We start from the raw sequence: 26,245 nt of genomic DNA, 5'->3' as shown, positions 1-26,245 counted from the left end.
CGGCGCCGCTCCTGCGCATCGCTGCGCTCTGTCTCGTCGCTGGCGTAGTCATCGGCGCCGCTCCTCCTCATCGCTGCGCTCTGCCTCGTCGCTGGCGCAGTCATCGGCGCCGCTCCTGCGCATCGCTGCGCTCTGTCTCGTCGCTGGCGTAGTCATCGGCGCCGCTCCTGCGCATCGCTGCGCTCTGTCTCGTCGCTGGCGTAGTCATCGGCGCCGCTCCTGCGCATCGCTGCGCTCTGCCTCGTCGCTGGCGCGGATCTGCACCATCGCGCCGACGGTGACGCCCAGCTGGCGGTGTGCTTGCGAGCCCGGCGAGTTCAGCGGCAGCCAGACCACATGGTTGGGCATGTCGGTGATCGTCAGCGGCAGGGTGATCTCGCCGCGCGCTGTGCTGACCGTGACCGAACCGCCGTCGGTGGCACCGATTTCGGCTGCGGTGTCGGCTGAGAGCCGCGCCACCGGCGGGCGCGCGGTGCCGGCCAGGTAGGGCTCGCCGTCTTGGAGCCGCCCGCAATCGAGCAGCATCCGCCAGCCCGCCAGCACCGCCTGTCCCGGCCCGGGTCGCGAGGGGGCCGCGGCGGCCACGTCGGGGTCGGCGGCGCGCCCGCCGTCCCAGGCACCCAAGCCAACCAGTTCCTCGCGGGCGGCGGCGATGCTGGGCAGCCCCAAAACGACACCCATTTCACCGGCCAGCGCGTCGAGCACCCGCACGTCCGGCTGCGGGGCCCACGGCAAGCCGTCGCGCAAGGCGATGTCGAAGCTGCGCCGCCGGCCCTCCCAGTTGAGGAACGTTCCCGACTTTTCGGCCACCGCGGCGACGGGGAACACCACGTCGGCGCGTTCGGTGACGGCGCTGTGCCGCATCTCCAAGCTGACCACGAAGCCGGCGGCATCCAGGGCGGCCAGCGCCGCGTGGGGATCGGGCAGGTCCACCGGCTCGACACCACCGACCACAAGGGCGCCCAGCGTCCCATCCGCGGCGGCAGCCAGAATCGACGACGTGTCTCGCCCCGCGGTGGCCGGCAAGTCGTCCACATGCCAGGCCTTGCACACCTGGGCGCGGGCGGCGTCGTCGGCCACCGGCCGCCCACCGGGAAGCAGGTTCGGCAGTGCGCCGGCGTCTAACGCCCCGCGTTCCCCCGCGCGCCGGGGCACCCAGGCCAGCCCGGCCCCGGTGGTCTCGGCCAGCCGCGCCGCCGCCGAGAGCCCGCCGGGCGCCGTCGCGAGGCGCTCCCCGACCATGATCACCGCACCGGGCAGGCGCAGCAGCTCGACGATCTCGCCGCGCAGCCCAGCCAACACCGCCGCCTCCTCGCCGGGTGCCGTGGCCAGCAGCGTGCCCCCCATTTTCTGCAGCCCGCGGCTGGCGAACGGGGCCAGCGCGTAGATCCGGGTGCCGCGCTTGCGCGCGGCTTTGCGCAACCGCAGGAACACGATCGGCGACTCGTCTTCGGGTTCGAACGCCACCAGCAACACCACCGGGGCGCTTTCCAGGCCGCGGTAGCTCACCACCGGCGGCTTGGCGGCGACGCGGGCGGCCAGGAACTCGGCCTCCTCCGCCGAGTGCGGGCGGGCACGAAAGTCGATGTCGTTGGTGTTCAAGGCGATCCGCGCGAATTTGCTGTAGGCGTAGGCGTCTTCCCAGCTCATTCGCCCCCCCACCAACACACCCGCGCGCCCGCGGGCCGACACCAGCCCCTCGGCGGCGGCGGCCAGCGCGTCCGACCATGCCGCGGGGACCAGCCGCCCGTCGGTGTCGCGGATCAGGGGAGCGGTGATCCGGTCGGGCTGGGTGGCGTAGGTGAACGCCCAGCGGCCCTTATCGCAGTTCCACTCCTCGTTGACCTCGGGATCATCGCCGGCTAGGCGCCGCAGCACCTTGCCCCGGCGGTGATCGGTGCGCTGGGCACACCCGGAGGCGCAGTGCTCGCACACGCTGGGACTGCTGACCAGGTCAAAGGGGCGGGCGCGGAAGCGGTAGGCGGCGCCGGTCAGCGCACCCACCGGGCAGATCTGCACGGTGTTGCCCGAAAAGTAGGACTGAAACGGCTCGTCGGCGCCGATGCCGATCTGTTGGCGCCAACCCCGCTCGAGCACGTCAATGAATTTGTCGCCGGCGATCTGGTCGGAAAACCGGGTGCAGCGCACGCAGGAGATGCACCGCTCGCGGTCCAGCAGCACCTGCGAGGAGATGTTGATGGGCTTGGGAAACCGTCGCTTGTTGTCCCGAAAACGGCTCTCCGGGCGGCCGTTGGTCATGGCCTGGTTCTGCAGTGGGCATTCACCACCCTTGTCGCATACCGGGCAGTCCAGCGGGTGGTTGATCAGCAGCAGCTCCATCACCAGGTGCTGGGCCGTGTCGGCGGCTTGCGAGGTGTGCTGGGTGCGCACCACCATGCCCTCGGTCGCCGTGACGGTGCACGAGGTCATCGGCTTGCGCTGACCCTCGATCTCGACCAGGCACTGCCGGCACGCGCCCGCCGGATCCAGCAGGGGGTGATCACAAAACCGGGGTATCTCCACACCGATCAGCTCGGCGGCGCGGATCACCAACGTGCCCTTGGGGACGGCGAGCGTTTGGTCGTCGATTGTGAATGTCACCATCTCCGGCTGGCGGATGTCACCGTCGGTCCGGGGGTGCCCCGCCTGCGTCATGGCGTGCCTCCTGTCGGGGCGACGATGCTGGCGTTCGGATCAAACGGGCAGCGGCCCTGCTCGATGTGCGCGAGGTATTCGTCGCGGAAATATTTGATCGAGGACATCACCGGCATGGCCGCGCCATCACCTAACGCGCAAAACGATTTCCCGAACAACACATCGGCGATGTCAAGCAGGGTGTCAAGGTCCTCACGGGTGCCCCTGCCGGTTTCCAGCCGCTCATAGATCGGGGCCAGCCAGTAGGTGCCCTCGCGGCATGGGGTGCACTTGCCGCAGGACTCGTGGCGGTAAAACTGCGACCAGCGGCGCGCCGCGCGCACCACGCAGGTGGTCTCATCGAAAATCTGCAGGGCTTTAGTGCCAAGCATCGAGCCGGCGGCCGCGACGTTTTCGTAATCCAGCGGCACATCAAGGTGCTCGTCGGTCAGGATCGGGGTCGATGAGCCCCCCGGTGTCCAAAACTTCAACCGGTGTCCGCCGCGCACCCCGCCGGCGTAGTCAAGAAGCTCCCGCAACGTGATGCCCAGCGGGGCCTCGTACTGGCCGGGGCGATTGACGTGCCCCGACAGCGAATACAGCGTAAACCCCGGTGACTTCTCGCTGCCCATCGAGCGGAACCAGTCCACCCCGCCCAAAATGATCGGCGGCACGCTGGCAATCGATTCGACGTTGTTGACCACCGTGGGGCACCCGTAGAGCCCGGACACGGCCGGGAACGGGGGCCGCAGCCGCGGCTGGCCGCGGAAGCCTTCCAGCGAGTCCAGCAGCGCGGTCTCCTCACCGCAGATGTATGCCCCGGCGCCGGCGTGCACCACAACGTCTAGGTCAAAGCCGGAGCCGCAAATGTTGCGCCCCAAATAGCCCGCCGCGTAGGCCTCGGCCACCGCGTTGTGCAGCCGGCGCAGCACCGGCATGACCTCACCGCGCACATAGATGAAGGCGTGGTTGGCCCGGATCGCGTAGCAGCAGATGACGATGCCTTCGAGGAGCACATGCGGGGTGGCCAGCAGCAACGGCATGTCCTTGCACGTGCCGGGCTCGGACTCATCGGCGTTGACCACCAGGTAGTGGGGTTTGGCGCCGGCGTTCGCGTCTTGGGGAATAAACGACCATTTGGTGCCGGTGGAAAAGCCCGCGCCCCCGCGCCCGCGCAACCCGGAATCCCGGACGAGCCCGATCACCGCGTCGGGATCCATCTCAAGGGCCTTCTGCAGGGCCACATACCCGTCGTGGCGGCGGTAGGCCGGCAGCGTCCAGGACTGCGGATCGTCCCAGAAGCGGCTTAACACCGGGGTCAACGGTGTCGCCCCGCCGCCTAGGGTGGCCATCACCGCTCCTCCCGCGCGGGGGACCCGCCGGCCGGTGGCGGCGCCGGCATGCCGTATTGCCGCGCGACCCGCAGGCCCGCCAGCGTGGCGTGCCCCGGCCCACCCTGGCCGTCATCGGGACGGTCATCGGGAAAACCGGCCAAGATGCGCTGGGCCTGGCGGAAGGGGCACAGCGGCGCGCCGCGGGTGGGCCTAGGCGGGGTGCCCGCGCGCAGCAGATCAACAAGCTCACGCGCCGATTCGGGCGTCTGGTTATCGAAGAACTCCCAGTTGACCATCACTACCGGCGCGTAATCGCAGGCGGCGTTGCATTCCACGTGCTGTAGGGTGATCTTGCCGTCGGGGGTGGTTTCGTCGTGGCGCACCCCGAGATGGTTGACCAGGGCCTCAAAGATCGCGTCACCACCCAGGATCGCGCACAGGGTGTTGGTGCACACCCCCACCAGGTACTCCCCGGTGGGCTCGCGGCGGTACATGCTGTAAAAGCTGGCCACCGCGGCCACCTCGGCCGCGGTCAACCCCAGTTGCTCGGCGCAAAACGCTAATCCGGCGGGCGTCAGATAGGAGTCCTCGGCCTGCACCAGGTGCAGCAGCGGCACGATCGCCGAGCGGGCCTGCGGGTAGCGCCCGATGATCTCTTTGGCGTCGGTCTGCAGTCGAGCACGCACCTCCGGCGGGTAGCAGCGCGGGGCCCCGGGGGCGTTGAACTGGCCGGGCTCCTCGGGCGGGCGGCCGAGCCGCAGCACGACCCGCTCACCCCCGGCGCCCACCCCGGGCGCGCTCATCGGTCGACTCCGCCCATGACCGGGTCGATGCTGGCCACCGCGGTGATCACGTCGGCGACCATGCCGCCCTCGCACATCGCCGCCACCGCCTGCAGGTTGGTAAACGACGGATCCCGGAAATGCACCCGGTAGGGCCGGGTGCCGCCATCGGACACCATGTGCACGCCGAGCTCGCCGCGCGGGGATTCCACGCTGATGTAGACCTCGCCGGGGGGAACCCGGATGCCCTCGGTGACCAGCTTGAAGTGGTGGATCAAACCCTCCATCGAATGGCCCATGATGCGGGCGATGTGTTGCGGGGAATTGCCCAAGCCGTCGGGGCCCAGCGCCAAATCCGCGGGCCAACCGACTTTGCGGTCTTCGATCATGACGGGGCCGGGCCGCAGCTTGTCCAAGCACTGCTCGATGATCTTCAGCGACTCCTTCATCTCTTTGATACGGATCATGTAGCGGCCGTACGCGTCACAACCCTCATCGGTGATCACGTCGAATTCGTAGTCCTCATAACCGCAGTAGGGATCGGCGCGGCGCACATCGTACGGCAGCCCGGTGGAGCGCAAAATGGGGCCGGTGATGCCCAGCGCCATGCACCCGGCCAGATCCAGATAGCCGACGCCGCAGGTGCGGGCTTTCCAGATGTCGTTTTCGTTGAGCAGTTCATCGATGTCGCGCAACCGGTGCGGCATCAGTTGGAGCAGATCGCGGATCTGGGGGATCGCGTCGGGTGGCAGATCCTGCGCCACCCCGCCGGGCCGGATGTAGTTATGGTTCATCCGCAGGCCCGTGATCGACTCGAAGATCTTAAGTATCAGCTCACGTTCCCGAAACCCGTAGAACATCGCCGACATGGCACCTAGCTCCATGCCCCCGGTGGCGATTGCGACCAGGTGCGAGGAAATCCGGTTGAGCTCCATGAGCAGCACGCGGATGACGTTGGCCCGCTCAGGAATCTGATCGGTGATGCCCAGCAACTTCTCCACGCCCAGGCAGTAGGCGGTTTCGTTGAAAAATGGCGACAAGTAATCCATCCGGGTCACGAAGGTCACCCCATGAGCCCAGTAGCGGTATTCGAGGTTTTTCTCGATTCCGGTGTGCAGGTAGCCGATACCGCAGCGGGCTTCGGTGACCGTTTCGCCTTCAAGCTCAAGGATCAGCCGCAGCACGCCGTGGGTGGACGGGTGCTGCGGGCCCATGTTGACCACGATGCGCTCACCGGGATCCACGCTGCGGGCAGCTTCGATGACCTGGTCCCAGTCCTGGCCGCCGACGTTCAGGACGGTGTCGGGCGTGTCCTGCCGGCTGCGTGTCCCGCCGGTGGGTTGGCTCATCAGCTGTATGCCCTTCGCTGGTCGGGCGGGGGGACCTGGGCGCCCTTGTACTCCACCGGAATACCGCCGAGCGGGTAGTCCTTGCGCTGCGGGTGCCCCTGCCAGTCATCAGGCATCTCGATGCGGGTTAACGACGGGTGCCCGTCGAAGATGATGCCGAAAAAGTCGTAGGTCTCCCGCTCGTGCCAGTCATTGGTGGGGTACACCGAAAAAAGCGATGGGATGTGCGGATCGCTGTCCGGCACAGACACTTCCAGCCGGATGCGCCGGTTATGGGTGATCGATTTGAATGGATACACCGCGTGCAATTCGCGGCCGGTCTCGTGCGGATAATGCACCCCACTCACACCCAGGCACAGCTCAAAGCGCAGCCCCGGCTCGTCGCGCAGCAGCCGGGCGACCTGCGGGAGGTGCTCGCGGCGCACATGCACCGTCAGTTGCCCTCGGAACACCACGACTTTCTCGATGGCCTCGGCGAATTCCACCCCGCTGCGTTTTAGGGCGTCGTCCAGCAGGTCGACCACCTCGTCGAAATAACCACCATAGGGGCGCGGGCTGCCGCCGGGAAGCGTGACCTTTTGTATCAGCCGCCCGTAGCCCGAGGTGTCCGCGCTGTCGCTGACCCCGAACATGCCGTGCCGCACATCGATTACTTCCTGGTCATCCGGGCCGGTGGCGGGCCCTGGGTTGCGTTCGGCTGGGCTCATCGCAACAATCCGTGCATCTCGATGGTTGGCCGGGCCGCCAGCGCCGCCCGCTCGGCCTCGGCGATCGCCCGCTCCCGGTCGACACCAAGTGGCATTTCGGCGATCTTCTCGTGCAGCTTGAGGATCGCATACAGCAGCATCTCGGGGCGCGGCGGGCATCCGGGCAGGTAAATGTCCACCGGAACCACATGATCGACACCCTGCACGATCGCATAATTGTTAAACATTCCGCCCGAGGACGCGCACACCCCCATCGCCAGCACCCATTTGGGCTCGGCCATCTGGTCATAGATTTGGCGCAGCACCGGTGCCATCTTCTGGCTGACCCGCCCGGCCACGATCATCAGATCCGCCTGCCGGGGGGAGGCCGAGAAACGTTCCATGCCAAATCGTGCGATGTCAAACCGCGGCGCCGCCGTGGACATCATCTCGATCGCGCAACACGCCAACCCGAACGTCGCCGGCCACAACGAGTTCTTGCGGAAATACCCCGCCAGCGTCTCCACGGTAGAAAGCAGGAAACCGCTGGGCAGTTTCTCCTCCAAACCCATGTCCTACCTCAATCCCACGTCAGGCCGCCGCGGCGCCACACGTAGGCGTAGGCGACAAACACCGTGAGTATGAACACCGCCATCTCCCCGAGCGCGAACACGCCTAACGCGTCGTAGCTGACCGCCCATGGATACAAAAACACGATTTCAATGTCAAAAACAATGAACAGCATCGCGGTCAGGTAATACTTCACCGGGAAACGCTGGCCCCCAGCGCGCGCGCCGCTAACCGGCCGATCCACGGGCTCAATCCCACACTCGTAGGCCTGCAGCTTCGACCGGTTATACCGGGATGGGCCCACAACGGTAGCCACGATCACCGAAAACACCGCGAACGCAGCGGCGATCCCCCCCAACACCAGGATGGGTGTGTAGACGTTCATCCCGCGCAGCCGCTCCCTCGATGTCGTCATTGCCGCGTTAAGGTCCTTCAAGGTCAGCCTAGCGATCGTGGGTGGGGCTCTTCTCACGGGCCTCGCTATGACCTCGGCCACACCGTAGCGAAGGCGGCGCGCCGGGCGCCCGGGTTTACCGCCGGGATCAAAGGGGTCACCGACCCCTGGTTGGCTTCCGCGAACGATCGCCGCCGACAGGGAAATCCGCGGCTTAGCGGACCGGGGTGCGAAGCAATCCGAGCACTGTGCGGCCCAGCACGAGGGGGTCGATCGGGTGCGGGACGGCGGCCTCCGCCCGCGACCAACTGGCCAACCAGGCGTCATCTTTGCGCCCAATGAGCACCACGATCGGCGGACAGTCCGCGATCTCGTCTTTGAGTTGCTTGGCAAGCCCTATCCCCCCGGTGGGTGTGGCCTCCCCGTCGAGGATGGCGAGGTCGATCCCGCCGTCGTCCATGTGCCGTATCGCCATCGGCGCGGTCGCCACCTCGATATAGCTCAGCTCCGGCAGGTCCGGGTGCAGGTGCTTGCCCAGCGCACGGATCACCTGCTCGCGAGTTCTGGCGTTGTCGCTGTAGACGAGGATCCGCAGGTTGGCGGTCGATGCGGGCACGCTGCCGATGCTACTGCCCGACGATCGCCCGGCGATGATGCGGGCCGCGCCCAGGATGGGGGTTGACCGCGTACGGAGCGTCCGTGCGCGGTTCTTGTCAGAAGCCGCCGGCGACCCGCACCACCGCGCGGCCCGAGAAGGCCCCGGCACGCACCTGATCGATGACGCTCACCACATCTTTGACGTCGACCTCGGTGGTGATCGCCGCAAGATGACGGGGCCGCAGCGAATCGCCGAGGCGTTGCCACAGCTTCCGGCGCGGACCGATGGGCATAGTGACCGAATCCATACCCAGCAGCGCAATGCCCCGCAGGATGAACGGCATCACCGTGGTGTGCAGTGCCGCGCCGCCGGTGAGGCCGCTGCAGGCCACTGCGCCCCGGTAGTTGACGGCGCTGAGCACGTCGGCCAGCGTCGCACCGCCGACACAGTCCACCGCCCCCGCCCAGCGGGCCTTGGCCAGCGGGCGGGGTTTGGCGTCGGGATCGGCCGGCAACCGACCGATAACCTCGGTGGCGCCAAGCTGTTTCAGTCGTTGGGCGGCCTCGGGCTTACCGGTGGACGCCACAACCTGATAGCCGGCGGCGGCGAGCAGATCGACGCTGACAGAGCCGACGCCACCGCTGGCCCCCGTCACCACGACCGGCCCGGCGCCGGGCGTGATCCCCCAGTCGATGAGCGCCTGCACACTCATCGCGGCGGTAAAGCCCGCGGTGCCGATCGCCGCGCCGTCGTGCGGGCTGAGAGCCCCCAGCGGGACCACCTGGTCGGCTGGTAGCCGGGTGTATTCGGCATAACCGCCGGGGCGGGCGGTGCCGATGTCGTATCCATGGGCGAGGACGGTGTCGCCGACGGCGAAATCGGGTGACTGCGACTCCACTACCTCACCGGTGAGGTCGATGCCCGGCACAACCGGGTAGTTGCGCACCACCCCGCCGCCGGGTGTCAGGGCCAGCGCATCTTTGAAGTTGACGCTGGAATACAGCACCCGGATCGTCACCTCACCCGGCGGCAAGTCGGCGGGCGTCAGCGTCTCGACCGCGGTGGTTATCCGGTCATCCTCTTGGCGTGCGACCAGTGCCCGAAAGTTGTTCATCCCGTCGACGCTAGCCGCCTCCTCTGCAGCGTTTTCCACTAGGTGAGGCCTTCGTCGCCCGCTCGGCTTCGCCGCCATCCAACCGCCCCGCCCCGGGGTGCTTGGCGCGCCCGAAGACCACGGCCAGGCCCTGATGGCGTTGCGGCGGACCGGGCAACCGCGTGGGAGCACGGTTTTTTGGCCGCTGACATCGAGCCAGAGGCTCGAGGACATTCGCGCGGACGGGACGCCGGACCGGACGCGGACGGGAAATGAAGACGGGAAATCGGGAAATGACGTACGCTACTTCAGCTCGGAGGACGACAGGCCCAGCAATCGCCGCGCCACCACCAGTTGCTGGATCTGCTGGGTGCCCTCGAAGATGTCCATGATCTTGGAGTCGCGCGCCCATTTCTCCAATAGCGTCTGCTCCGAATAACCTACGCTGCCGGCCAGTTCGACAGCCTTGAGGGTGATGTCGCTGGCCACCCGGCCGGCCTTGGCCTTGCTCATCGACGCTTCCTTGGAGTTGGGGATGTTGTTGTCGGCCTGCCACGCTGCCCGCAACGCCAACAAGTAGCTGGCCTCCCAGTCGGCCTCCATGCGCAAAAACTCGGCCGCCGCGGCGCTTTGGGTGTGCCAGGGCTTGTCGTAGGAAATCTCCACCCCGGCGCTCGTCAGGATTTTGCGGAGTTCCTCCAGCGCGGCACGGGCTACGCCGATCGCCATGGCGGCGACGATTGGGCGGGTGTTGTCGAAGGTTTCCATCACCCCGGCAAACCCCTTACCCGGCTCGATTTCGGGGTTGCCGAGCAGGTTGTCCTTGGGGATGCGCACGTTGTCGAAGCGGATGGTCGCGGTGTCGGAGCCTTTGATGCCGAGCTTCTTCTCGAGCCGCTCGACGATGACACCGGGATGCTCGCGTGGAACGATGAACGGCTTGATCGCCGGGCGGCCCTTGGACTTGTCCAGCGTTGCCCATACCACGATGTGGCTGGCCCGCGAACCCGCGGTAACGAAGATCTTTTCGCCGTTGATCACGTATTCGTCGCCGTCGAGCGTGGCAGTGGTGGACACCGCGGCAGAATCCGACCCGAAGGCCGGCTCGGTGATGGCCATGGCCGCCCAGAGCCTGCCCAACCGTTTCTGCTGCTCGCCGGTGGCTACCGCGGAGATCGCCGCGTTGCCGAGGCCCTGATAGGGCATCGAAAGCATCATCGCGGCGTCGCCCCAGCTGGCCTCGATGGTTTGCAACACCGCTGCCATGTTGGCGCCGTTGCGGTTTCCGTCCTTGCCCTCGCCGTTGCGAAACGCCTCGGCCCCGGTGAGCCCCAACGCGTTGGACTCGGCGGCGCCCATGAACAGGTTGGCCAGGGTGTCCAGCTCAACCGGGTAGGCGTGCTCGTTCAGGTCATATTTGCGGGCGATCGGCCGCATCATCTCCGCCGCGCCTTGATGGGCTTTGTCGATCACCGCCAACAGCTTGCGGGGCAGTTCCAGATTGATTGCCATAATTAGTCTTTCGGTTGTGAAGTACTGCAGTTAAATCACCAGCACACCCTCGGCGACCCCGATGGCCCGCAGGTCGCGATACCAGCGTTCGACGGGATGCTCTTTGGTGTAGCCGTGTCCGCCGAGCAGTTGCACGCCGTCCAGGCCGATTTGCATGCCCTTGTCGGCGCCAAGCCGTTTGGCCAATGCCGCCTCCCGGGCAAACGGCAGGCCCTGCTCGGCGCGAGCCGCGCCGCGCCACGTGAGCAGCCGCAGCCCGTCGAGCTCGATGGCGATGTTGGCGCACATGAACGCCACGGACTGCCGGTGGGCGATCGGTTCGCCGAAGGCCTCACGCTCCTTCACGTAGGGCACGACATAGTCGAGCACCGCATGCGAGGTGCCCACAGCGAGCGCCGCCCAGCCTAAGCGGCACAGCGCGATCGCCTCGGAATAGATGCGCGCGGATTCGGCGGGCGTGATATCCTCGCCACCCAGGCGGGCGCCCAGCGGCACCGACACCTTGTCCAGCTCGACCTGACCCAACGCCGCGGCGCGGATGCCCATGCTCGGGTCGGGCTTGACGGTCAGGCCCTTGGCCGAGGATTCGACAATAAACAGCGTCGGCTTGCCCTGAAATTGGGCGCCGACGATGAGCAACTCGGCGTCGGCGGCCGCCGGCACCAAGGCCTTCACCCCCTCGAGCCGATACCCGCTGGGCGTGCGCATCGCCCGGGTCGCCAGGTTGGTTGGGTCGAACAGCGGCTGCGGCTCCACGATGGCAACGCAGGCCTGCGGCACATTCTGGCCGGTGAACTCCTTCAGATAGGTGGCCTGCTGATCGGCGCCACCCCAATGGGTGAGCGCTGCCGCGACACCCGCCGGGGCCAGAATCGGCAATGCGAGCCCCATGTCGCCGTACGCCAGTGCCTCGGCGACCAGAACGTTGGTCACACAGGAACGCTGCGCCGCGATCCCGTCGAAGCCTTCGGGGACGTTGAGCGCGGTGATGCCGAGTTCGGCCGCCTTAGCGGTCAGCTCGCGAGGATAGGCTGCGGCCTCGTCGGCGCCGGGGGCTGCCGGGCGTACGATCTCCCGAGCGAATTGCTCGACGGTTTCCAGGATGAGTTTCTGGTCGTCGTCGGGGGTCAGGTCAAAGTAGTCGGTGCCCCTGGTGCCGCGGGCGCCCAGCCGGGCGGGGCCACCGCGCAGGCCCTGGACCCGCTTGAACTGGCGAGTGGTGGCACCGGCGACGGAAAAGCCGGTCTTGACCCCGTAGCGCAGGGTCCGATTCAGCGGATCTCGCAGGTGGTATTTGTCGAGGAACTCCTGGCCGACAATCGGGGTAAGCAGTCCGAGTGCGACGTCGATCCCGGTCCGTTTGTGCCTCTGCTCCCCGATGGCGGTCGCGCGGCCGGTGGGCTTGCGCCGGGCCCGGGAGCCCCGGGAGCCGTTGGTGGCGGGGACGGTGTTGGCCATGATGTGCCGCCTCTTGGTGAAGCGCAGGTGGGGTAGCTATCCGATAACGCTATCTTACTCCGCAGTAAGATAGTCGGGTCTGGTTATTTACTTCACACGTCCGACAGGCTGGTCAGCAGGGGGAGTCGGCGCGGCCCCCACCGCCCGGGCGGCCCGTCGTAGACGCCCGGCAGCCGGGCGCCGCATGCCTGGCACCGGCCGTCATCGGTCAAGCCGTAGTAGCGCATTGCGTACCAGTCGCGAACCACAACCGCCGACCCGCATCCCGGACATGTTGTCGTGCCGCCCTCGGTGTCGTGGACGTTGCCGGTGTAGACGAACCGCAAGCCTTCGCCGATGCCGATGGCGCGGGCGCGAGCCAGTGTCGCTGGGGGAGTAGGCGGGGTGTCCATCATCTTGTAGTCGGGATGAAAGGCGGTGAAATGCAGCGGCACATCGACGCCCAGGTTTTCCCGGATCCAGACGCATTCGGCGGCGATCTCCGTATCGCTGTCGTTGTGGCCCGGTATCAGCAGCGTGGTGATCTCGAACCACACGTCGGTTTCGTGGCGGAGATACACCAAGGTGTCCAGAACGTCGTTCAGGTGTCCGACGCAGAGCCGCCGGTAAAAGTCTTCGGTGAACGCCTTGAGATCGACGTTGGCCGCGTCGATATGCCGGTAGAACTCCGCGCGTGGTTGCGGGCACATATAGCCCGCGGTCACCGCTATCGCCTTGATGCCCCGCTCATGGCAGGCATCGGCGACGTCGGCGGCGTACTCCCAGAAGATCGTCGGGTCATTGTAAGTGAAAGCAACACTGCGGCAACCTAATTGGTGTGCCACAGCGGCGATGTCCCCGGGAGTGGCCCGGCTGGCAAGGGTGTCGACCTCGCGGGATTTTGAGATATCCCAGTTCTGGCAGAACTTGCACGCCAGGTTGCAGCCCGCGGTGCCAAATGACAGCACCGCCGAGCCGGGCAGAAAATGGTTGAGCGGTTTTTTCTCGATGGGGTCGACGCAAAACCCGCTGGAGCGTCCGTAGCTGGTGAGCACAAGCCGATCGTCGATGCGCGCGCGGACGAAACACAGACCGCGCTGGCCCTCATGGAGCTTGCAAGCCCGCGGGCACACATCGCACTGGATGCGGCCGTCATCAAGGCGGTGCCAGTGCGCGGTGGCGATGGTAAACGGATCGTCGTGGCCCATGACGTGCTTCCGCAGCCCAGGCTACTCGGCGGCCAGCCTTGCCAGCACCCGGTCGTGCAAATGACCGTTGGTGGCCACGGCGCTGCCGCCGTGCGGTCCGGGCGTTCCGTCCAGGCTGGTAAACGTCCCGCCCGCCTCGCGCACCAGGATGTCCAGCGCCGCCAGGTCCCACACCGACACGTCGGGCTCGGCGGCGATGTCGACGGCTCCCTCGGCCACCAGGCAGTAAGACCAGAAGTCGCCGTAGCCGCGTACCCGCCACACCGCGTCGGTGAGATCGATAAATGCGTCACGCAAGCCGCGCTGCGCCCACCCCGACAGGCTGGAGAATGAGAGGCTCGCCGAATCCAGCTCGGCCACCGAGGACACCGACAGCCGTCGTGGCGGGGCGCCGTCGACCGCCGCGAACGCACCCTGGCCGCGGGCCGCCCACCAGCGTCGTCGCAGCGCGGGAGCGCTGACCACACCAACGCACGGCACACCGTCCTCCAGCAACGCGATCAAACTGGCCCACACGGGCACCCCCCGCACGAAATTCTTGGTGCCGTCGATCGGGTCGATGACCCACTGCCGCCCAATCAAAGTCGCCAGGCCGCCGAACTCTTCGCCGACCACGTTATCGCCGGCCCGGTCGCGGCCAAGGCGCACGCGCAGGTCGGATTCGACCGCCTCGTCGGCGTCGGTCACCGGCGTCAGGTCCGGTTTGGCGCCGACACGCAGGTCGACCGCGCCGAACCGGCTAAGGGTCACCACGTCCGCACGGTCGGCCAGCGTCAACGCGAGCGTCAGATCATCCGGGGGGGTCATGCGCGCCACTCCTTAATGCCGACTGCGCCGGCATTATTCTCGTCGGGGGATCATGTGCGCCGTCCTACCATGGCAGCATGTGGGAAATCGGCGTGCTGCTCCTGCTCATCGCGACCATGGTGGTGTTACTGGCGCCGCGGCTCATCCGCCGCGGCCCGCGCGCCGATGCTGTGGCCGGGACGCTGCTGGTCACCGGCGTCAGCCCGCGACCCGACGCAACGGGCGAGCAATACGTCACAATAAGCGGTGTCATCAACGGGCCCACGGTCAACGAGCACGCGGTGTATGAGCGCATGGCGATCAACGTGGACAAGTGGCCGAGTGTCGGCCAGCTGCTGCCGGTGGTCTACTCGCAGCGAAACCCCGATAACTGGGCGTTCGCACCACCCGAGGCGTCCACCGGGGCCAGCTAGCCGGGTTGATAGCGCTCCACCTGCGGCCTGAGCCACACCACCTCATCCTGAGCGGGCACCATAGACGCGTGCACTCCACCCTGTGCGGTCGTCCGGTCGCGGCGGACCGCCCCCTGATTATGGCCATCGTCAACCGCACCCCGGACTCCTTTTACGACCGGGGCGCCACCTTCAGCGACGATGCCGCCAAGGCCGCCGCCCACCGCGCGATCGCCGAGGGCGCCGACGTCATCGACATCGGCGGTGTCAAGGCAGGACCGGGCCAGAGTGTCGACATCGAGACCGAGACCGGCCGGGTGGTGCCGTTCATCGAATGGCTGCGCGACGCATACCCGGACCAACTGATCAGTGTCGACACCTGGCGTTCGGCGGTGGCCAGGAAGGCGTGCCAGGCGGGTGCCGATCTGGTCAACGACACCTGGGGTGGGGCCGACCCGGACCTACCCGGGGTGGCGGCTGAGTTCGGAGCCGGTTTGGTGTGCTCGCACACCGGCGGTGCGGCGCCGCGCACCCGCCCGTTCCGGGTGAGTTACGGCATTACCACTCGCGCCGTGGTGGACGAGGTTATCCGCGAGCTGACCGCGGCCGCCACACGGGCGGTAGCCGCTGGGGTAGCGCGGGATCGCGTGCTGATCGACCCGACCCACGATTTCGGCAAGAACACCTTCCACGGGCTGGCGCTCTTGCGTCACGTGGACGATCTGGTGAAGACCGGGTGGCCGGTGCTGATGGCTTTGAGCAATAAGGACTTCGTTGGGGAGACTCTGGGCGTGGATCTCACGGAACGGCTCGAGGGAACACTGGCGGCTACCGCGCTTGCGGCCGCGGCGGGAGCCCGGATGTTCCGGGTGCATCAGGTCGCTCCGACTCGACGGGTGCTCGAGATGGTGGCCTCCATCCACGGAAAACGCCCGCCGGCGCGCACGGTAAGGGGGCTGGCGTGACGGCATCAGAGCTGGCCGAGACGGACACCCTCGCCGGACTGCCCGGAGACACCTGGCTGTCCGACCGCAGTTGGAGCCGTCCAGCTTGGACGACCGGCGAGCTGGAGGCCGCCAAAGCCGGGCGAACGATCTCGGTGGTGCTGCCCGCTCTCAACGAGCAGGAAACCATCGGCGCGGTCATTGACAGTATTTCGCCATTGGTCGGGGGGCTGGTCGATGAGCTAATCGTGCTGGACTCGGGCTCCACCGATGCCACCGAGATCCGGGCCATCGCCGCCGGGGCCCGCGTCGTCAGCCGGGAACAGGCGCTGCCCGAGGTGAGTCCACGGCCCGGCAAGGGCGAGGCGTTGTGGCGGTCGCTGGCGGCGACCAGCGGCGACATCGTGGTGTTCATCGACTCCGACCTGATCAACCCGCACCCGATGTTTGTGCCGTGGCTGGTGGGTCCGCTGCTTACCGGCGACGGCATTCACCTGGTGAAAAGCTTTTACCGGCGGCCGTTGATTGTCGGCGACAGCAGCGACACCAAGAGCACAACCGGCGGCGGGCGCGTCACCGAATTGGTGGCGCGCCCGCTGCTGGCTGCATTGCGGCCCGAGCTGGGGTGTGTGCTGCAGCCCCTGGGCGGTGAGTACGCGGCTACCCGCGAACTGCTCACCTCGGTGCCCTTCGCCCCCGGATACGGAGTAGAGATCGGCCTGCTGATCGACACCTACGACCGGTTGGGCCTTGATGCGATCGCGCAGGTCAACCTCGGCGTCCGTGCCCATCGCAACCGTCCGCTGACCGAGCTGGGAGCGATGAGCCGGCAGGTTATCGCCACCCTGCTCTCCCGATGCGGAATCCCAGACTCCGGGGTGGGCTTGACCCAGTTCTTCGTCGACGACGACGGCTACACGTCCCGCACTTGGCCGGTCTCGCTGGCGGACCGCCCACCGATGAATGCCTTGCGACCACGCTGACCACTGCTGGCGCGCTATGAGGCAATATCGATGGCGTGGTATTGGTGTTGCTGTACCTGGCGGTGCTGATCCTGGCGGCAATCGTGCTGTTCGGCGCCGCCAGTCTGCTGTTCGGCCGCGGTGAACAGCTGCCGCCTCTTCCCCGAGCAACCACCGCGACGATGCTGCCGGCGTCGGGTGTTACGCGTGCCGACGTCGATGCGGTCAAGTTCACCCAGGTGCTGCGGGGGTACAAGACCAGTGAGGTCGATTGGGTGCTGGACCGGCTGGGCCGCGAGCTGGATTTGCTGCGTAGCCAGCTGGCAGCGGCTCACGCGGCGTCGGTCCCCCCCAACGAGGTGAGCACCGCGGGCAGCCAGCCCGGAAACGACCAGATCGCGAGGTGACTGTGCCGGGCGGTGACGGGCTGGTTCGCTGCGCCTGGGCTGATGCTGGACACGGGACGGACCGCGAACTTTACCGTAACTATCACGACCACGAGTGGGGTCGCCCCTTGCGCGGCCGGGTGGCGTTGTTCGAGCGGATGAGCCTGGAAGCCTTCCAGAGCGGCTTGTCGTGGCTGCTCATCCTGCGCAAACGGGAGAATTTCCGGCGCGCTTTTTCCGGATTTGACATCGAGGTGGTCGCCCGCTACAGCGACGCCGACGTGGCCCGCCTAATGGCCGACGACGGGATCATCCGCAACCGGGCCAAGATCGAAGCGACGATCGCCAACGCGCGCGCCGCCGCCGACGTCGACCTTTCCGAGCTGCTGTGGTCATTCCGCCCGGACCCGCGGCCCCGACCAGCCGATGCGTCGGAAATTCCTTCGGCCACCGCAGAATCAACGGCCATGGCACGTGAGCTGAAACGGCGCGGGTTTCGGTTCGTGGGCCCTACCACCGCTTACGCGCTGATGCAGGCGACCGGGATGGTCGACGACCACATTCGCACGTGCTGGGTACCGCCGGCGGCGCGGTGAGACTCGCCAAAACCGGGCCGGATGCACCAGCCGACGGGAATAGTGAACAATAGAGGCGTGAATTGGCAGTTCAACGTCGGGTATGGGGACGGCGGGGCATGCCCGGCACCGACAGGACTCGTGACGGCGGGCCAATGTGGAGGGAGCACTCGATGGCGGCGATGAAGCCCCGGACCGGTGATGGTCCTCTGGAAGCGACCAAGGAGGGGCGCGGCATCGTGATGCGAGTACCACTCGAGGGCGGCGGTCGACTCGTCGTTGAGCTGACACCCGACGAGGCCGCCGCACTGGGTGAGGAACTCAAAAGCGTCACCAGCTAGCGGCGCGTTCTCTTGCGGGGTCCGCTGGCGCTACGCGCACACCTTTTGGTAGACGGTCAACGTCTGCTCTGCGACGTGTGTCCAGGAGAATTCCTCGATGCAACGCTGGCGCCCGGCACGTCCGTAGCGCTCCGCCGTGCCGGCGTCGGCAATTAGGGCGTTGACTGCCTCGGCCAAGCCGGCCTGGTATCCGGCCGGGTCCTCGGCGTCGAAATGCACCAGCGAACCGGTGATGCCGTCGGCGACCACTTCCGGTATCCCGCCGACATCGGAGGCCACCACCGCCGTTGCGCAGGCCATTGCCTCCAGGTTGACAATCCCGAATGGCTCATACACCGATGGGCATATTGAAACTGTTGCCGCCGACAGTATCTCACGGATTTTCTGGACCGGCAGCATTTCCCGGACCCAGAACACACCGGTGCGAGAACGGGCCAGTTCGGCTACGGCGGCACGTACTTCGGCGGCGATCCGCGGTGTGTCGGGCGCCCCGGCGCACAGCACCAGTTGCACATCCGGGCGGAATCGATGGGCGGCTGCGATCAAATGCGTGACGCCCTTTTGCGGGGTTATCCGCCCGACGAACGCAACGATGGGCCGGTCGGGATTGACCCCGAGTTCGGCCAGTATCGACTCGCCCGGGCGGGGCCGGGTCGGGTACCAAAGGTCGGTATCGATCCCGTTTTTGATGACATGAACCCGGCTTGGCTCCAGGGTGGGGTAGACGCGAAGCAGGTCGTCGCGCATCCGGGAGCTCACGGCGATGACGGCGTCGGCGGCCATCACTGCGCTGCGCTCCACCCACAACGACACTCGGTAGCCGGCGCCGAGTTGCTCGGCTTTCCACGGCCTCAGGGGCTCGAGCGAATGCGCGGTCACGACGTGCGGAATCTGGTAGAGCACCGAGGCCACATACCCGGCCAGGGCGGTGTACCAGGTGTGCGAATGCACGACGCTGGCGGCCGCGGCGGCATTGGCCATAAGCAGATCGGCTGACAACGTCGACAGGGCGGGATTCGCCTCCCCCAATCGCGGGTCGGGCTGATGTGCGACCGCGTCCGGTCGGGGCGCACCCATGCAGTGCACGTCTACCTCACACACGTGGCGCAGGTGCGCGACCAACTCGGTGACGTGCACCCCGGCACCGCCGTAGACATCCGGTGGGTACTCCCGGGTCATCATCGCCACCCGCATACCGGAACGCTAAAGGGCGCCGCGCAGTTCTGTGAAGGGCTGCGCCCCGGCGCTGCGAAGGAGAGGACGGTCCAACCGAGCCAAACACCTTGACCGACAGGCCGTCGCGCAGCGATCAATCCTCCGATTGCCCTGGCAACGGTTCTCGGCGGCCGATAGGTTTGTTTTATGAGGGACTCGCCGCACGTGCTGGGCATCGTCCTGGCCGGTGGGGAGGGCAAAAGGCTTTATCCGCTGACCGCAGACCGGGCCAAGCCCGCGGTTCCCTTCGGCGGCGCCTACCGGCTGATCGACTTCGTGCTGTCGAATCTCGTCAATGCCCGGTACCTGAGAATCTGTGTTCTGACCCAATACAAGTCGCACTCGCTAGACCGTCACATCTCACAGAACTGGCGGCTGTCGGGTTTGGCCGGTGAGTACATCACCCCGGTGCCGGCCCAGCAACGCCTCGGCCCGCGCTGGTACACCGGCTCGGCCGACGCGATCTACCAATCGCTCAATCTGATCTACGACGAAGACCCGGACTACGTCGTGGTTTTCGGGGCTGATCATGTGTATCGCATGGACCCCGAGCAAATGGTGCGGTTTCACATCGAAAGCGGGGCGGGGGCGACGGTGGCCGGCATTCGGGTGCCACGCGCGCAGGCGAGCGCGTTCGGTTGTCTCGATGCCGACGAGTCCGGGCGCATCCGCAGCTTCATCGAGAAGCCGATGGATCCCCCTGGAACCCCGGACAGCCCCGAGTTCACGTTCGTCTCGATGGGCAACTACATCTTCACCACCAAGGTGCTGATCGACGCTATCCGGGCCGACGCCGAGGATGACCGCTCCGACCACGACATGGGCGGTGACATCATCCCGCGGCTGGTTGCCGACGGGCTAGCCGCGGTCTACGACTTCGCCGATAACGAGGTGCCCGGCGCCACCGACCGTGACCGCGGTTACTGGCGTGACGTCGGGACCCTGGACGCGTTTTACGACGCCCACATGGATCTGGTGTCGGTGCACCCGGTGTTCAACCTCTACAACAAGCGCTGGCCGATCCGTGGCGCGATGGAGAATCTGGCACCGGCTAAATTCGTCAAGGGTGGATCGGCTCAGGAATCGGTCGTAGGCGCAGGCAGCATCATCTCCGCAGCCTCGGTGCGCCACTCGGTGCTGTCGTCGAACGTGGTCGTCGACGACGGCGCGATCGTGGAAGACAGCGTGATCATGCCGGGCACCCGGGTTGGCCGCGGCGCGGTGGTGCGGCACGCCATCCTGGACAAGAACGTGGTGGTCGGGCCGGGCGAGATGGTCGGAGTGGATCTGGAGAAGGACCGGGAACGCTTCGCCATCAGCGCCGGCGGCGTGGTCGCGGTCGGCAAGGGCGTCTGGATCTAATCCGCGCGAGCAGACGCAAAATCATCCGTTTGCTTGCTGAAACGGGTGATTTTGCGTCTGCTCGGCCTGCTAGGCCGGGATTTCTGGCACCAGCAGATGGTGCGACCGCGCGGTGATCGAACATAGTTGGCCGGGAACTGGCCGGTGAATGGGTTGCGCGGCGACAACCAGCGGCCGGCGATGAGCAGTCGTAGCTGCTCTCCGGCGCGGAACAGGGTCGCCGACGGACCGAGCGCCACATCGACCGCGACCACTTCGCCGGCGCGCAGCGGCTGCGGCTAGGTGCACGCTGGGACGGGCTCCCATGGCTGCGACAGCCCGGGATCCGGTGCGCGCAGCGACACGCGCTGCCATCCGCTGGTCACCCGGTCGCGGCCGTAGCCGTATGACCCTTCGAATCCGACGAACCGTCCATTGCGCCACTTCTCCAGTCCGACGAACAGGTTCACGTCGTTGCAACCGTGCAATTCGAGCCACAGCCGTGCGGCCATGGGGCCGGTCAGCTCGATATCGTCGGGAACTGTCCAGCTGAACGCCGCGGCGCGGGAACGGGTTTTGAAGGTGATGCGTCCCGGCGTCGACGCCTGCTGGGTCGCTAACATGCCAGGCCGGGCGAGATACAGTGGCCGCCAGCGGGTGCGCGCCAGCGGCCACTCGCTCTCTTCGCGGACCGCTGTGACGGTGTCACGGTCTTCGTGCACCTCGAGCCGAACGCTACGGGCGTCGCGTGCGCCGTCCGGGGCGGCGCGGATGAACACTAGTTGTTCGGCGCGCGCGGGCCCGGAGTAGAAGGTCGACCACTTGCCGCCGCGATGGGTGTACAGCTGAGCGTGCGAGGAGCCACCGTGGGTGAACGCGCGGATGGAACCGCGGCTGTGCAAGTTGTTGTCGGAGAAGCTGCCGCAGACCAGCATCGGCACCCGGATCGCCGACAGATCGGGCACCAGCGAGCTCCAGAACTCATCACGCAGCGGGTGGGCATCCTGCATCCGCAGGATGTCGTACGCCTGCCGGGTGGTGCGACGTATTCCCAGCGCCCAGATCCGGGTAAAGCCCTTTTCTCGAATACCGCCGGGAAACGCCAGATCCCGGTAAATGTCGGTGAAACCCTCCCACGGGCAGATGGCCCGCAGTCCCGGCGGCTGCAGCGCGGCGGCGCGGTATTGGGTGATCGCCAGATATGACACCCCGAGCATGACCACCCGTCCGTCGCTCCACGGCTGGCCGGCCGCCCACTGCACGACGTCGTAGGTGTCTTGGCCTTCCTGCTGCGACAGCAACTGGGCGGTGCCCCGGAGTGACCGCAACCGCGCAGGTCGGCGTTGACCACCGCGAAGCCCTGCGCCACCCACCAGGCCGGGTCCGGAGCCTCCCAGCCGGTCAGCGCCGAGAAGGTGACCGGATCCGGCTGGCGCAGAATGCGATATTGCCGCGGGTAGGTCCACCACTTACCCCGCCGAGTCGGCAAGTTGTCCTTGCCGTACGGGTGGATACTCAGCACGACCGGATGGCCAACGTCGTCGGCACTGCGAAAGACATTGGCCCGCAATAGGGTTCCATCGCGCATTCGGATTTCGACGTCGCGGTCGACGACGATGTCGGCGGGGGGATCGGTGACGGTGATCGGTGGCTTGGCGATGCCGCGCAGCCGGGACAGCGCATAACGGACCGCGCCGGAGCGGCGCCATGGCCGGTCCAGTGCAGGCACGGGTTGTCGGGCCATGCCCAATACCTTAGGTCGCGTCGGGGTAGATCGGCCTACCAGATAAAGGGCACCAAGCGGTGGTGCACCTTCTTCCGGTATTCGTCGTATCCGGCTAATTCGTTTTCGAGGACCTGTTCTTCGTCGCGGATGCGCAGGACAAGAGCGGCCAGTCCCGGGATGAGGAAGACGAGTCCCCAATACGACCCCAAGGCGAGCGGTACGCCCAGCATCAAGATCACGTTGCCGACATACATCGGGTGCCGGACGATGCCGTACAGCCCGGTGGTGACCACCTTCTGTTCCGCCTCGACGGTGATGTTGGCGGCCGCGTAACTGTTCTGGATGACGACCAGCATCGCCAGCCCAAGTCCGAGCGCCACCAGAACATCACCGACCAGGCAGACCGTCGTCGGCACCGACGACCAGCCGAAGCGATGATCGAGGGCGCTGACCACCATCATTGCCACGAACAAGAGGAACACGGCAGAGATGATGATCTTCTCCACCATCCTCGTCTCCGAAAACGGCCCCGCATGCATGCGGCGCTCAAGTGCGGCCGGGTTCGTCCGAACCAAGTAGATGCTCGGGATCCACGTCGAGAGGGCGAATACAGCCAGGAACGCCCACGCCTGCCAGTACTGGAACGTCCATGCCGGCAGGAACAGCATCAATCCGAAGGCCGCGATGCCCAAAGCTGCTGAAACTACTCCTTTGCCAAGTGGTTTCATGACAGCCTCCTCAGTTCCGTATGTCGCGGCGCCGAAAGGCGATGGATCCCAGCGCAATCAGTGCCGTGTCGATCGCCAGGAGCCAGAGCGGTGGAACGGCACTGAAGTCGCCGCCACCGACCCGCGGGATGTGCGCGAAGGGTTCGAGGTCGAGCACCCACTGCGGAGCACCCGACAGCGAGCCGAGCAGGTACACCGCGATAAACCCGACCAGCACACCCCAAGCCGCCGGCGTGAACCGCGGTACCACACCGAACAAGGCAACCGTCACCGCGGCGAGCAGCCACACGGCGGGCAGCTGTACCGCCGCGGTGCCGAGGACTGTGGAGAGCTTGCCGGCGATATCGCCGGCGGCGACGCCGTACGTAAGTCCCGCCGCCAGCCCAGCGACCAGTATCGCGACCGCCGGTCCGGCCGGCGCAATGCCCAGATACGTTGCCAGCCAACGGTTTCGGCCAACCGCACCGCCCAGCAGCGTTTCGGCCCGCTGGCTGTTCTCTTCCTGGCTAAGCGGGACGGCGAACGCGGCGGCTGCCATGCCCAGCATGCAGAATGCCACCGCGATGAAGGCCTGCTCCAGCGCGCTGGTGCCGCCCATCCGCACCACGATGTCGCGCGCAGCGGAGCTGCCCACCTCCTCGCCGATGCCATGCACGACGTTGCCGACCAGCAACCCGAACAGGCACAGCCCCACTGTCCAAATCAGCACTGCACCTCGGTCCAGCCGCCATGCCAGGCCGCCGGTACCGCGCAGCGACCAGCCCGCCGCACCGGCGCCGGGACGTTCGGCGATCATTCCCGCGCCGACGTCCCGTCGCGCCAGCAGCAGGTAGGCCATGACGGTGAGCGCGACGGTTGTCACCAGATGCAACGCCAGCACCCACCAGCGGTCTCCGGCGTACGGCCGCACCTGCAGCGACCAGCCCAGCGGTGACAACCACGACAGGCTGCCCGAGCCCGCGTCACCGACGGCGCGGAGCGTGCAGGCGACCGCCAGCACCGCAAAGGCCGCGCCGCGGGTGAACCGCGCACTCGGCGAGAGCTGCGCCGCCACCGCAGCCACAGCGGTGAACACCAGACCGGATGCGGCCAGCGCCGCGCCGAAAGCCAGCGACCCGCTGTGCGGAACGTCGGTGGTAAGCAGCCCCGCGGCGCCGATCACGCCGGTGATGACCGACGCCCCGAACGACAACAGCAGTGCGGCGGTCAAACTGGCACACCGGCCGACCGCCGCCGAATCGACCAATTCGGTGCGACCGGTCTCCTCGTCGGCGCGGGTATGGCGGATCACGGTGAGGATCACCGCGATCGCGATGAGCAAGTGGAACATTCCGGCTTTCCAGATGCCGACGGCTCCCAGGTTGTCCGCGTAGACCTGCCCGTAGAGTGCTCGCTGAGCCGGGCTGGCCATGATCGAGGCCGCGAACGCGTCGCGGGCGGCCTGGTCCGGATAGACCTTTTCGATGCTCCCGACGTACACGGTGGCCAGCGGCACCGACAGCAGCATGACCCAGGGCGGCAGCACGATGCGGTCGCGGCGCAAGTACAGCCGCAACAGGCCGAGTGTTCCCGAAAAGTTCGATCCTTGGCGTTGAGGCGCGTGGTGGGCAGGCCGTTGTGGCCGGTCGAGGGTGATCGCGCTCATGCCGAAACCTCGTGCTCGCGGCGCGCCCGCTGGCCGTCGATGCCGTAGTGGCGTAAGAAGAGCTCTTCCAGGGTCGGTGGCTGGCTGACCAGGCTGCGCACCCCGGCGTCGCCGAGGACCCGTATCAGCTCGCCCAGGCTCTCGCTGTCGACGTGGGCACGCACCGTGTGGCCCTCGACGCTGACATCTTCAACGCCCTTGATCCGCGTGAGATCGCCTGGGGCACATAACATCTCGGCTTTGATGGAGGTGCGGCTCAAGTGCCGCATGGATTTCAGCGAGCCGCTTTCGACCGTCTTGCCGGCCCGGATGATGGTTAGTCGGTCACACAGCGCCTCGGTTTCGGCCAGGTTGTGGCTCGACAGCAAAACCGTCACGCCGCGGTCGCGGGCCTCACCGACGCATTGCTGAAAGACGTTCTCCATCAAGGGGTCTCCAGTCCGCTGCTCGGCTCATCGAGCAGCAGTAGCCGTGCACGCGACGAAAAGGCTGAAATCAAAGAGACCTTCTGCCTATTGCCCTTCGAGTAGGAGCGAGCCTTCGTGCGCGGGTCCAAGTCGAAGCGTTCGATCAACTCATCGCGCAGCTTCTCGTCACAGCCGCCGCGCATGCGGGCCAGCAAGTCGATGGTCTCGCCGCCGGTGAGATTAGGCCACAGGGTCACATCGCCCGGCACGTAAGCAATCTGGCGATGCAATTCAACGGCGTCGGTCCACGGGTCGCCACCCAGCAGCCGGGCGATCCCGCCGTCGGCCCTGACCACCCCGAGCAGGATGCGGATGGTCGTCGACTTGCCGGCGCCGTTCGGGCCCAGAAAGCCGTGTACCTCGCCTCGCGTACCGTCAACTCCAACCCGTCCAGCTCCCGCACTGGCCCGAAAGACTTTCTCAGGCCATGGATTTCGATTGCCACGCCGGCGTGGTCAGATCGCGATACCGCTGTCATGGGATTCTCCTTCTTTCGTGGCTTCCGCGAGGAATGCGTCATACATCGTGCTGTCGGCCATTAGGCCGTTGGTGTAGACCTCGAGTGACGGCATCAGCATGTCGCGGGCGTAGTCGCGCAGCACCGCGCGCAGGTCGGTCGGGTTTTCGTGCATCTGCAGATAGAGCAGGAAGCCGCCGCCACCGGTGATGGCCAGATACCTGGCCCGTGCCCGGGGGTTGCGGCTGGGCTTGAGTGTTCCGGCGCGGACCCCTTCGTCGAGGTACGCTTCGGCGTCATCGATCATCCTTCGCCACAACGTTTTCGCCAGCTCGCCGCCCGACTGCATACTGCGCACCAGATAGCCCATCAGCGGCGCGTAGGAATCGATTTCGGCCAGCGCCGCAAGCCAGGTGCCCGGATCTGTGGACCGCATCGCTTCCGACTTGCTGCTGCGGATTTCCTCGGCGACATAGTCGTCGCAGGCTTTGCGCAGGCCCTCCTTGGAGCCGTAATGGTGGATGACCAATGCCGCGCTCACGCCCGCCGCCTTGGCGATGGTCCGCAGACCGACGTCGAAGCCATGCTGGCCGAACTGCTCGATAGCCGCGTCGCGGATTCGGGCGGCCGCGGTCAGATCGGCTGAACGCATGTTCGGGACA

At 66.7% G+C, this 26,245-nt stretch carries 24 protein-coding genes and 2 pseudogenes; 7 read left to right on the top strand and 19 right to left on the bottom strand.

What is annotated here, in order from left to right; all coding sequences use genetic code 11:
• Window positions 1-204: 204 nt before the first annotated feature.
• The 13 genes from MSM1_RS03090 to hisN form a co-directional block, all read right to left on the bottom strand.
• Entirely contained in the window at window positions 205-2,655 is a 2,451-nt protein-coding gene (locus tag MSM1_RS03090) for an NADH-quinone oxidoreductase subunit G (protein WP_213440127.1), read from the bottom strand.
• Window positions 2,652-3,986 (bottom strand): NADH-quinone oxidoreductase subunit NuoF, encoded by a 1,335-nt coding sequence (nuoF, locus tag MSM1_RS03085; protein WP_213440126.1) that lies wholly within the window; start codon window positions 3,984-3,986, stop codon window positions 2,652-2,654. Before nuoF ends, MSM1_RS03090 begins: the two co-directional genes overlap by 4 nt.
• Window positions 3,986-4,771, bottom strand: coding sequence for an NADH-quinone oxidoreductase subunit NuoE (gene nuoE / locus MSM1_RS03080; RefSeq protein ID WP_213440125.1), 786 nt, complete (start codon window positions 4,769-4,771; stop codon window positions 3,986-3,988). Before nuoE ends, nuoF begins: the two co-directional genes overlap by 1 nt.
• Window positions 4,768-6,099 carry an NADH dehydrogenase (quinone) subunit D gene (nuoD, locus tag MSM1_RS03075; protein ID WP_213440124.1) on the bottom strand — a complete coding sequence of 444 codons (1,332 nt, stop codon included), beginning with the start codon at window positions 6,097-6,099 and terminating at the stop codon, window positions 4,768-4,770. The genes nuoE and nuoD overlap by 4 nt, the downstream gene beginning before the upstream one ends.
• Entirely contained in the window at window positions 6,099-6,806 is a 708-nt protein-coding gene (locus MSM1_RS03070) for an NADH-quinone oxidoreductase subunit C (RefSeq protein WP_213440123.1), read from the bottom strand. Before MSM1_RS03070 ends, nuoD begins: the two co-directional genes overlap by 1 nt.
• Complete coding sequence (locus tag MSM1_RS03065; protein ID WP_213440122.1) at window positions 6,803-7,357, bottom strand: NADH-quinone oxidoreductase subunit B family protein; 555 nt, start codon at window positions 7,355-7,357, stop codon at window positions 6,803-6,805. The genes MSM1_RS03070 and MSM1_RS03065 overlap by 4 nt, the downstream gene beginning before the upstream one ends.
• Before the next feature lie 8 nt (window positions 7,358-7,365).
• A complete protein-coding gene (locus MSM1_RS03060; RefSeq protein WP_213441334.1) occupies window positions 7,366-7,740 on the bottom strand; it encodes an NADH-quinone oxidoreductase subunit A in 375 nt (124 codons plus the stop codon).
• 223 nt (window positions 7,741-7,963) lie between these two features.
• Window positions 7,964-8,365, bottom strand: a complete 402-nt coding sequence (locus MSM1_RS03055) for a response regulator transcription factor (protein ID WP_213440121.1) — start codon at window positions 8,363-8,365, stop codon at window positions 7,964-7,966.
• 97 nt (window positions 8,366-8,462) lie between these two features.
• Window positions 8,463-9,461 (bottom strand): oxidoreductase, encoded by a 999-nt coding sequence (locus tag MSM1_RS03050; protein ID WP_213440120.1) that lies wholly within the window; start codon window positions 9,459-9,461, stop codon window positions 8,463-8,465.
• A 282-nt stretch (window positions 9,462-9,743) separates the two neighbouring features.
• Window positions 9,744-10,952, bottom strand: a complete 1,209-nt coding sequence (locus MSM1_RS03045; RefSeq protein ID WP_213440119.1) for an acyl-CoA dehydrogenase family protein — start codon at window positions 10,950-10,952, stop codon at window positions 9,744-9,746.
• 30 nt (window positions 10,953-10,982) lie between these two features.
• The gene (locus MSM1_RS03040; RefSeq protein ID WP_213440118.1) at window positions 10,983-12,410 is read right to left on the bottom strand and encodes an acyl-CoA dehydrogenase family protein; all 1,428 of its coding nucleotides are present in this window, start codon (window positions 12,408-12,410) and stop codon (window positions 10,983-10,985) included.
• A gap of 92 nt (window positions 12,411-12,502) precedes the next feature.
• Window positions 12,503-13,597, bottom strand: coding sequence for an AmmeMemoRadiSam system radical SAM enzyme (gene amrS / locus MSM1_RS03035; protein WP_213440117.1), 1,095 nt, complete (start codon window positions 13,595-13,597; stop codon window positions 12,503-12,505).
• Window positions 13,598-13,618: 21 nt separating this feature from the next.
• Complete coding sequence (hisN, locus tag MSM1_RS03030; RefSeq protein ID WP_213440116.1) at window positions 13,619-14,404, bottom strand: histidinol-phosphatase; 786 nt, start codon at window positions 14,402-14,404, stop codon at window positions 13,619-13,621.
• 77 nt (window positions 14,405-14,481) lie between these two features.
• Here hisN and MSM1_RS03025 point away from each other — a divergent pair, with 77 nt between their 5' ends.
• The 6 genes from MSM1_RS03025 (at window position 14,482) to MSM1_RS03000 (ending at window position 18,004) form a co-directional block, all read left to right on the top strand.
• Entirely contained in the window at window positions 14,482-14,817 is a 336-nt protein-coding gene (locus MSM1_RS03025) for a hypothetical protein (protein WP_213440115.1), read from the top strand.
• 119 nt (window positions 14,818-14,936) lie between these two features.
• Complete coding sequence (folP, locus tag MSM1_RS03020; RefSeq protein WP_374101686.1) at window positions 14,937-15,761, top strand: dihydropteroate synthase; 825 nt, start codon at window positions 14,937-14,939, stop codon at window positions 15,759-15,761.
• A complete protein-coding gene (locus tag MSM1_RS03015) occupies window positions 15,758-16,723 on the top strand; it encodes a glucosyl-3-phosphoglycerate synthase (protein ID WP_213440113.1) in 966 nt (321 codons plus the stop codon). The genes folP and MSM1_RS03015 overlap by 4 nt, the downstream gene beginning before the upstream one ends.
• A gap of 35 nt (window positions 16,724-16,758) precedes the next feature.
• On the top strand, window positions 16,759-17,109 hold the full coding sequence (locus MSM1_RS03010; protein ID WP_307857265.1) for a DivIVA domain-containing protein: 351 nt from the start codon (window positions 16,759-16,761) through the stop codon (window positions 17,107-17,109).
• A gap of 2 nt (window positions 17,110-17,111) precedes the next feature.
• On the top strand, window positions 17,112-17,684 hold the full coding sequence (locus MSM1_RS03005; protein WP_213441332.1) for a DNA-3-methyladenine glycosylase I: 573 nt from the start codon (window positions 17,112-17,114) through the stop codon (window positions 17,682-17,684).
• Window positions 17,685-17,836: 152 nt separating this feature from the next.
• Window positions 17,837-18,004, top strand: coding sequence for a DUF3117 domain-containing protein (locus tag MSM1_RS03000; RefSeq protein WP_213440112.1), 168 nt, complete (start codon window positions 17,837-17,839; stop codon window positions 18,002-18,004).
• A gap of 30 nt (window positions 18,005-18,034) precedes the next feature.
• On the opposite strand, the gene glgA is transcribed toward MSM1_RS03000, so the two are convergent.
• A complete protein-coding gene (gene glgA / locus MSM1_RS02995; RefSeq protein WP_213440111.1) occupies window positions 18,035-19,198 on the bottom strand; it encodes a glycogen synthase in 1,164 nt (387 codons plus the stop codon).
• Between the two features lie 168 nt (window positions 19,199-19,366).
• Between glgA and glgC the strand changes: the two genes are divergently transcribed.
• On the top strand, window positions 19,367-20,581 hold the full coding sequence (gene glgC / locus MSM1_RS02990) for a glucose-1-phosphate adenylyltransferase (RefSeq protein WP_213440110.1): 1,215 nt from the start codon (window positions 19,367-19,369) through the stop codon (window positions 20,579-20,581).
• Here glgC and MSM1_RS02985 read toward each other — a convergent pair.
• The 5 genes and pseudogenes from MSM1_RS02985 to MSM1_RS02965 form a co-directional block, all read right to left on the bottom strand.
• Window positions 20,578-22,304, bottom strand: a pseudogene (locus MSM1_RS02985) (CocE/NonD family hydrolase). The gene glgC and the pseudogene MSM1_RS02985 overlap by 4 nt on opposite strands.
• Window positions 22,305-22,339: 35 nt before the next feature.
• Window positions 22,340-23,014, bottom strand: coding sequence for an isoprenylcysteine carboxylmethyltransferase family protein (locus MSM1_RS02980; protein ID WP_213440109.1), 675 nt, complete (start codon window positions 23,012-23,014; stop codon window positions 22,340-22,342).
• A gap of 10 nt (window positions 23,015-23,024) precedes the next feature.
• Window positions 23,025-24,659 (bottom strand): ABC transporter permease, encoded by a 1,635-nt coding sequence (locus MSM1_RS02975; RefSeq protein WP_213440108.1) that lies wholly within the window; start codon window positions 24,657-24,659, stop codon window positions 23,025-23,027.
• Window positions 24,656-25,604 (bottom strand): annotated as a pseudogene (locus MSM1_RS02970) (ATP-binding cassette domain-containing protein). Before MSM1_RS02970 ends, MSM1_RS02975 begins: the two are co-directional and overlap by 4 nt.
• A complete protein-coding gene (locus tag MSM1_RS02965; RefSeq protein ID WP_213440107.1) occupies window positions 25,582-26,235 on the bottom strand; it encodes a TetR/AcrR family transcriptional regulator in 654 nt (217 codons plus the stop codon). The pseudogene MSM1_RS02970 and the gene MSM1_RS02965 overlap by 23 nt, the downstream one beginning before the upstream one ends.
• Between the last annotated feature and the right edge of the window lie 10 nt (window positions 26,236-26,245).

The sequence above is a fragment of the Mycobacterium sp. SM1 genome, from assembly GCF_018361265.1.
Lineage (GTDB): Bacteria > Actinomycetota > Actinomycetes > Mycobacteriales > Mycobacteriaceae > Mycobacterium.
This window is presented reverse-complemented; position numbering and strand designations above follow the sequence as displayed.

What these genes read in the sequence shown, in the direction of transcription:
- MSM1_RS03090 (WP_213440127.1), bottom strand. Translation starts at nt 2,655, where the DNA reads ATGACGCAGGCGGGGCACCCCCGGACCGACGGTGACATCCGCCAGCCG.
- nuoF (WP_213440126.1), bottom strand. Translation starts at nt 3,986, where the DNA reads ATGGCCACCCTAGGCGGCGGGGCGACACCGTTGACCCCGGTGTTAAGC.
- nuoE (WP_213440125.1), bottom strand. Translation starts at nt 4,771, where the DNA reads ATGAGCGCGCCCGGGGTGGGCGCCGGGGGTGAGCGGGTCGTGCTGCGG.
- nuoD (WP_213440124.1), bottom strand. Translation starts at nt 6,099, where the DNA reads ATGAGCCAACCCACCGGCGGGACACGCAGCCGGCAGGACACGCCCGAC.
- MSM1_RS03070 (WP_213440123.1), bottom strand. Translation starts at nt 6,806, where the DNA reads ATGAGCCCAGCCGAACGCAACCCAGGGCCCGCCACCGGCCCGGATGAC.
- MSM1_RS03065 (WP_213440122.1), bottom strand. Translation starts at nt 7,357, where the DNA reads ATGGGTTTGGAGGAGAAACTGCCCAGCGGTTTCCTGCTTTCTACCGTG.
- MSM1_RS03060 (WP_213441334.1), bottom strand. Translation starts at nt 7,740, where the DNA reads ATGAACGTCTACACACCCATCCTGGTGTTGGGGGGGATCGCCGCTGCG.
- MSM1_RS03050 (WP_213440120.1), bottom strand. Translation starts at nt 9,461, where the DNA reads ATGAACAACTTTCGGGCACTGGTCGCACGCCAAGAGGATGACCGGATA.
- MSM1_RS03045 (WP_213440119.1), bottom strand. Translation starts at nt 10,952, where the DNA reads ATGGCAATCAATCTGGAACTGCCCCGCAAGCTGTTGGCGGTGATCGAC.
- MSM1_RS03040 (WP_213440118.1), bottom strand. Translation starts at nt 12,410, where the DNA reads ATGGCCAACACCGTCCCCGCCACCAACGGCTCCCGGGGCTCCCGGGCC.
- amrS (WP_213440117.1), bottom strand. Translation starts at nt 13,597, where the DNA reads ATGGGCCACGACGATCCGTTTACCATCGCCACCGCGCACTGGCACCGC.
- hisN (WP_213440116.1), bottom strand. Translation starts at nt 14,404, where the DNA reads ATGACCCCCCCGGATGATCTGACGCTCGCGTTGACGCTGGCCGACCGT.
- MSM1_RS03025 (WP_213440115.1), top strand. Translation starts at nt 14,482, where the DNA reads ATGTGGGAAATCGGCGTGCTGCTCCTGCTCATCGCGACCATGGTGGTG.
- folP (WP_374101686.1), top strand. Translation starts at nt 14,937, where the DNA reads ATGGCCATCGTCAACCGCACCCCGGACTCCTTTTACGACCGGGGCGCC.
- MSM1_RS03000 (WP_213440112.1), top strand. Translation starts at nt 17,837, where the DNA reads ATGGCGGCGATGAAGCCCCGGACCGGTGATGGTCCTCTGGAAGCGACC.
- glgA (WP_213440111.1), bottom strand. Translation starts at nt 19,198, where the DNA reads ATGCGGGTGGCGATGATGACCCGGGAGTACCCACCGGATGTCTACGGC.
- glgC (WP_213440110.1), top strand. Translation starts at nt 19,367, where the DNA reads ATGAGGGACTCGCCGCACGTGCTGGGCATCGTCCTGGCCGGTGGGGAG.
- MSM1_RS02980 (WP_213440109.1), bottom strand. Translation starts at nt 23,014, where the DNA reads ATGAAACCACTTGGCAAAGGAGTAGTTTCAGCAGCTTTGGGCATCGCG.
- MSM1_RS02975 (WP_213440108.1), bottom strand. Translation starts at nt 24,659, where the DNA reads ATGAGCGCGATCACCCTCGACCGGCCACAACGGCCTGCCCACCACGCG.
- MSM1_RS02965 (WP_213440107.1), bottom strand. Translation starts at nt 26,235, where the DNA reads ATGCGTTCAGCCGATCTGACCGCGGCCGCCCGAATCCGCGACGCGGCT.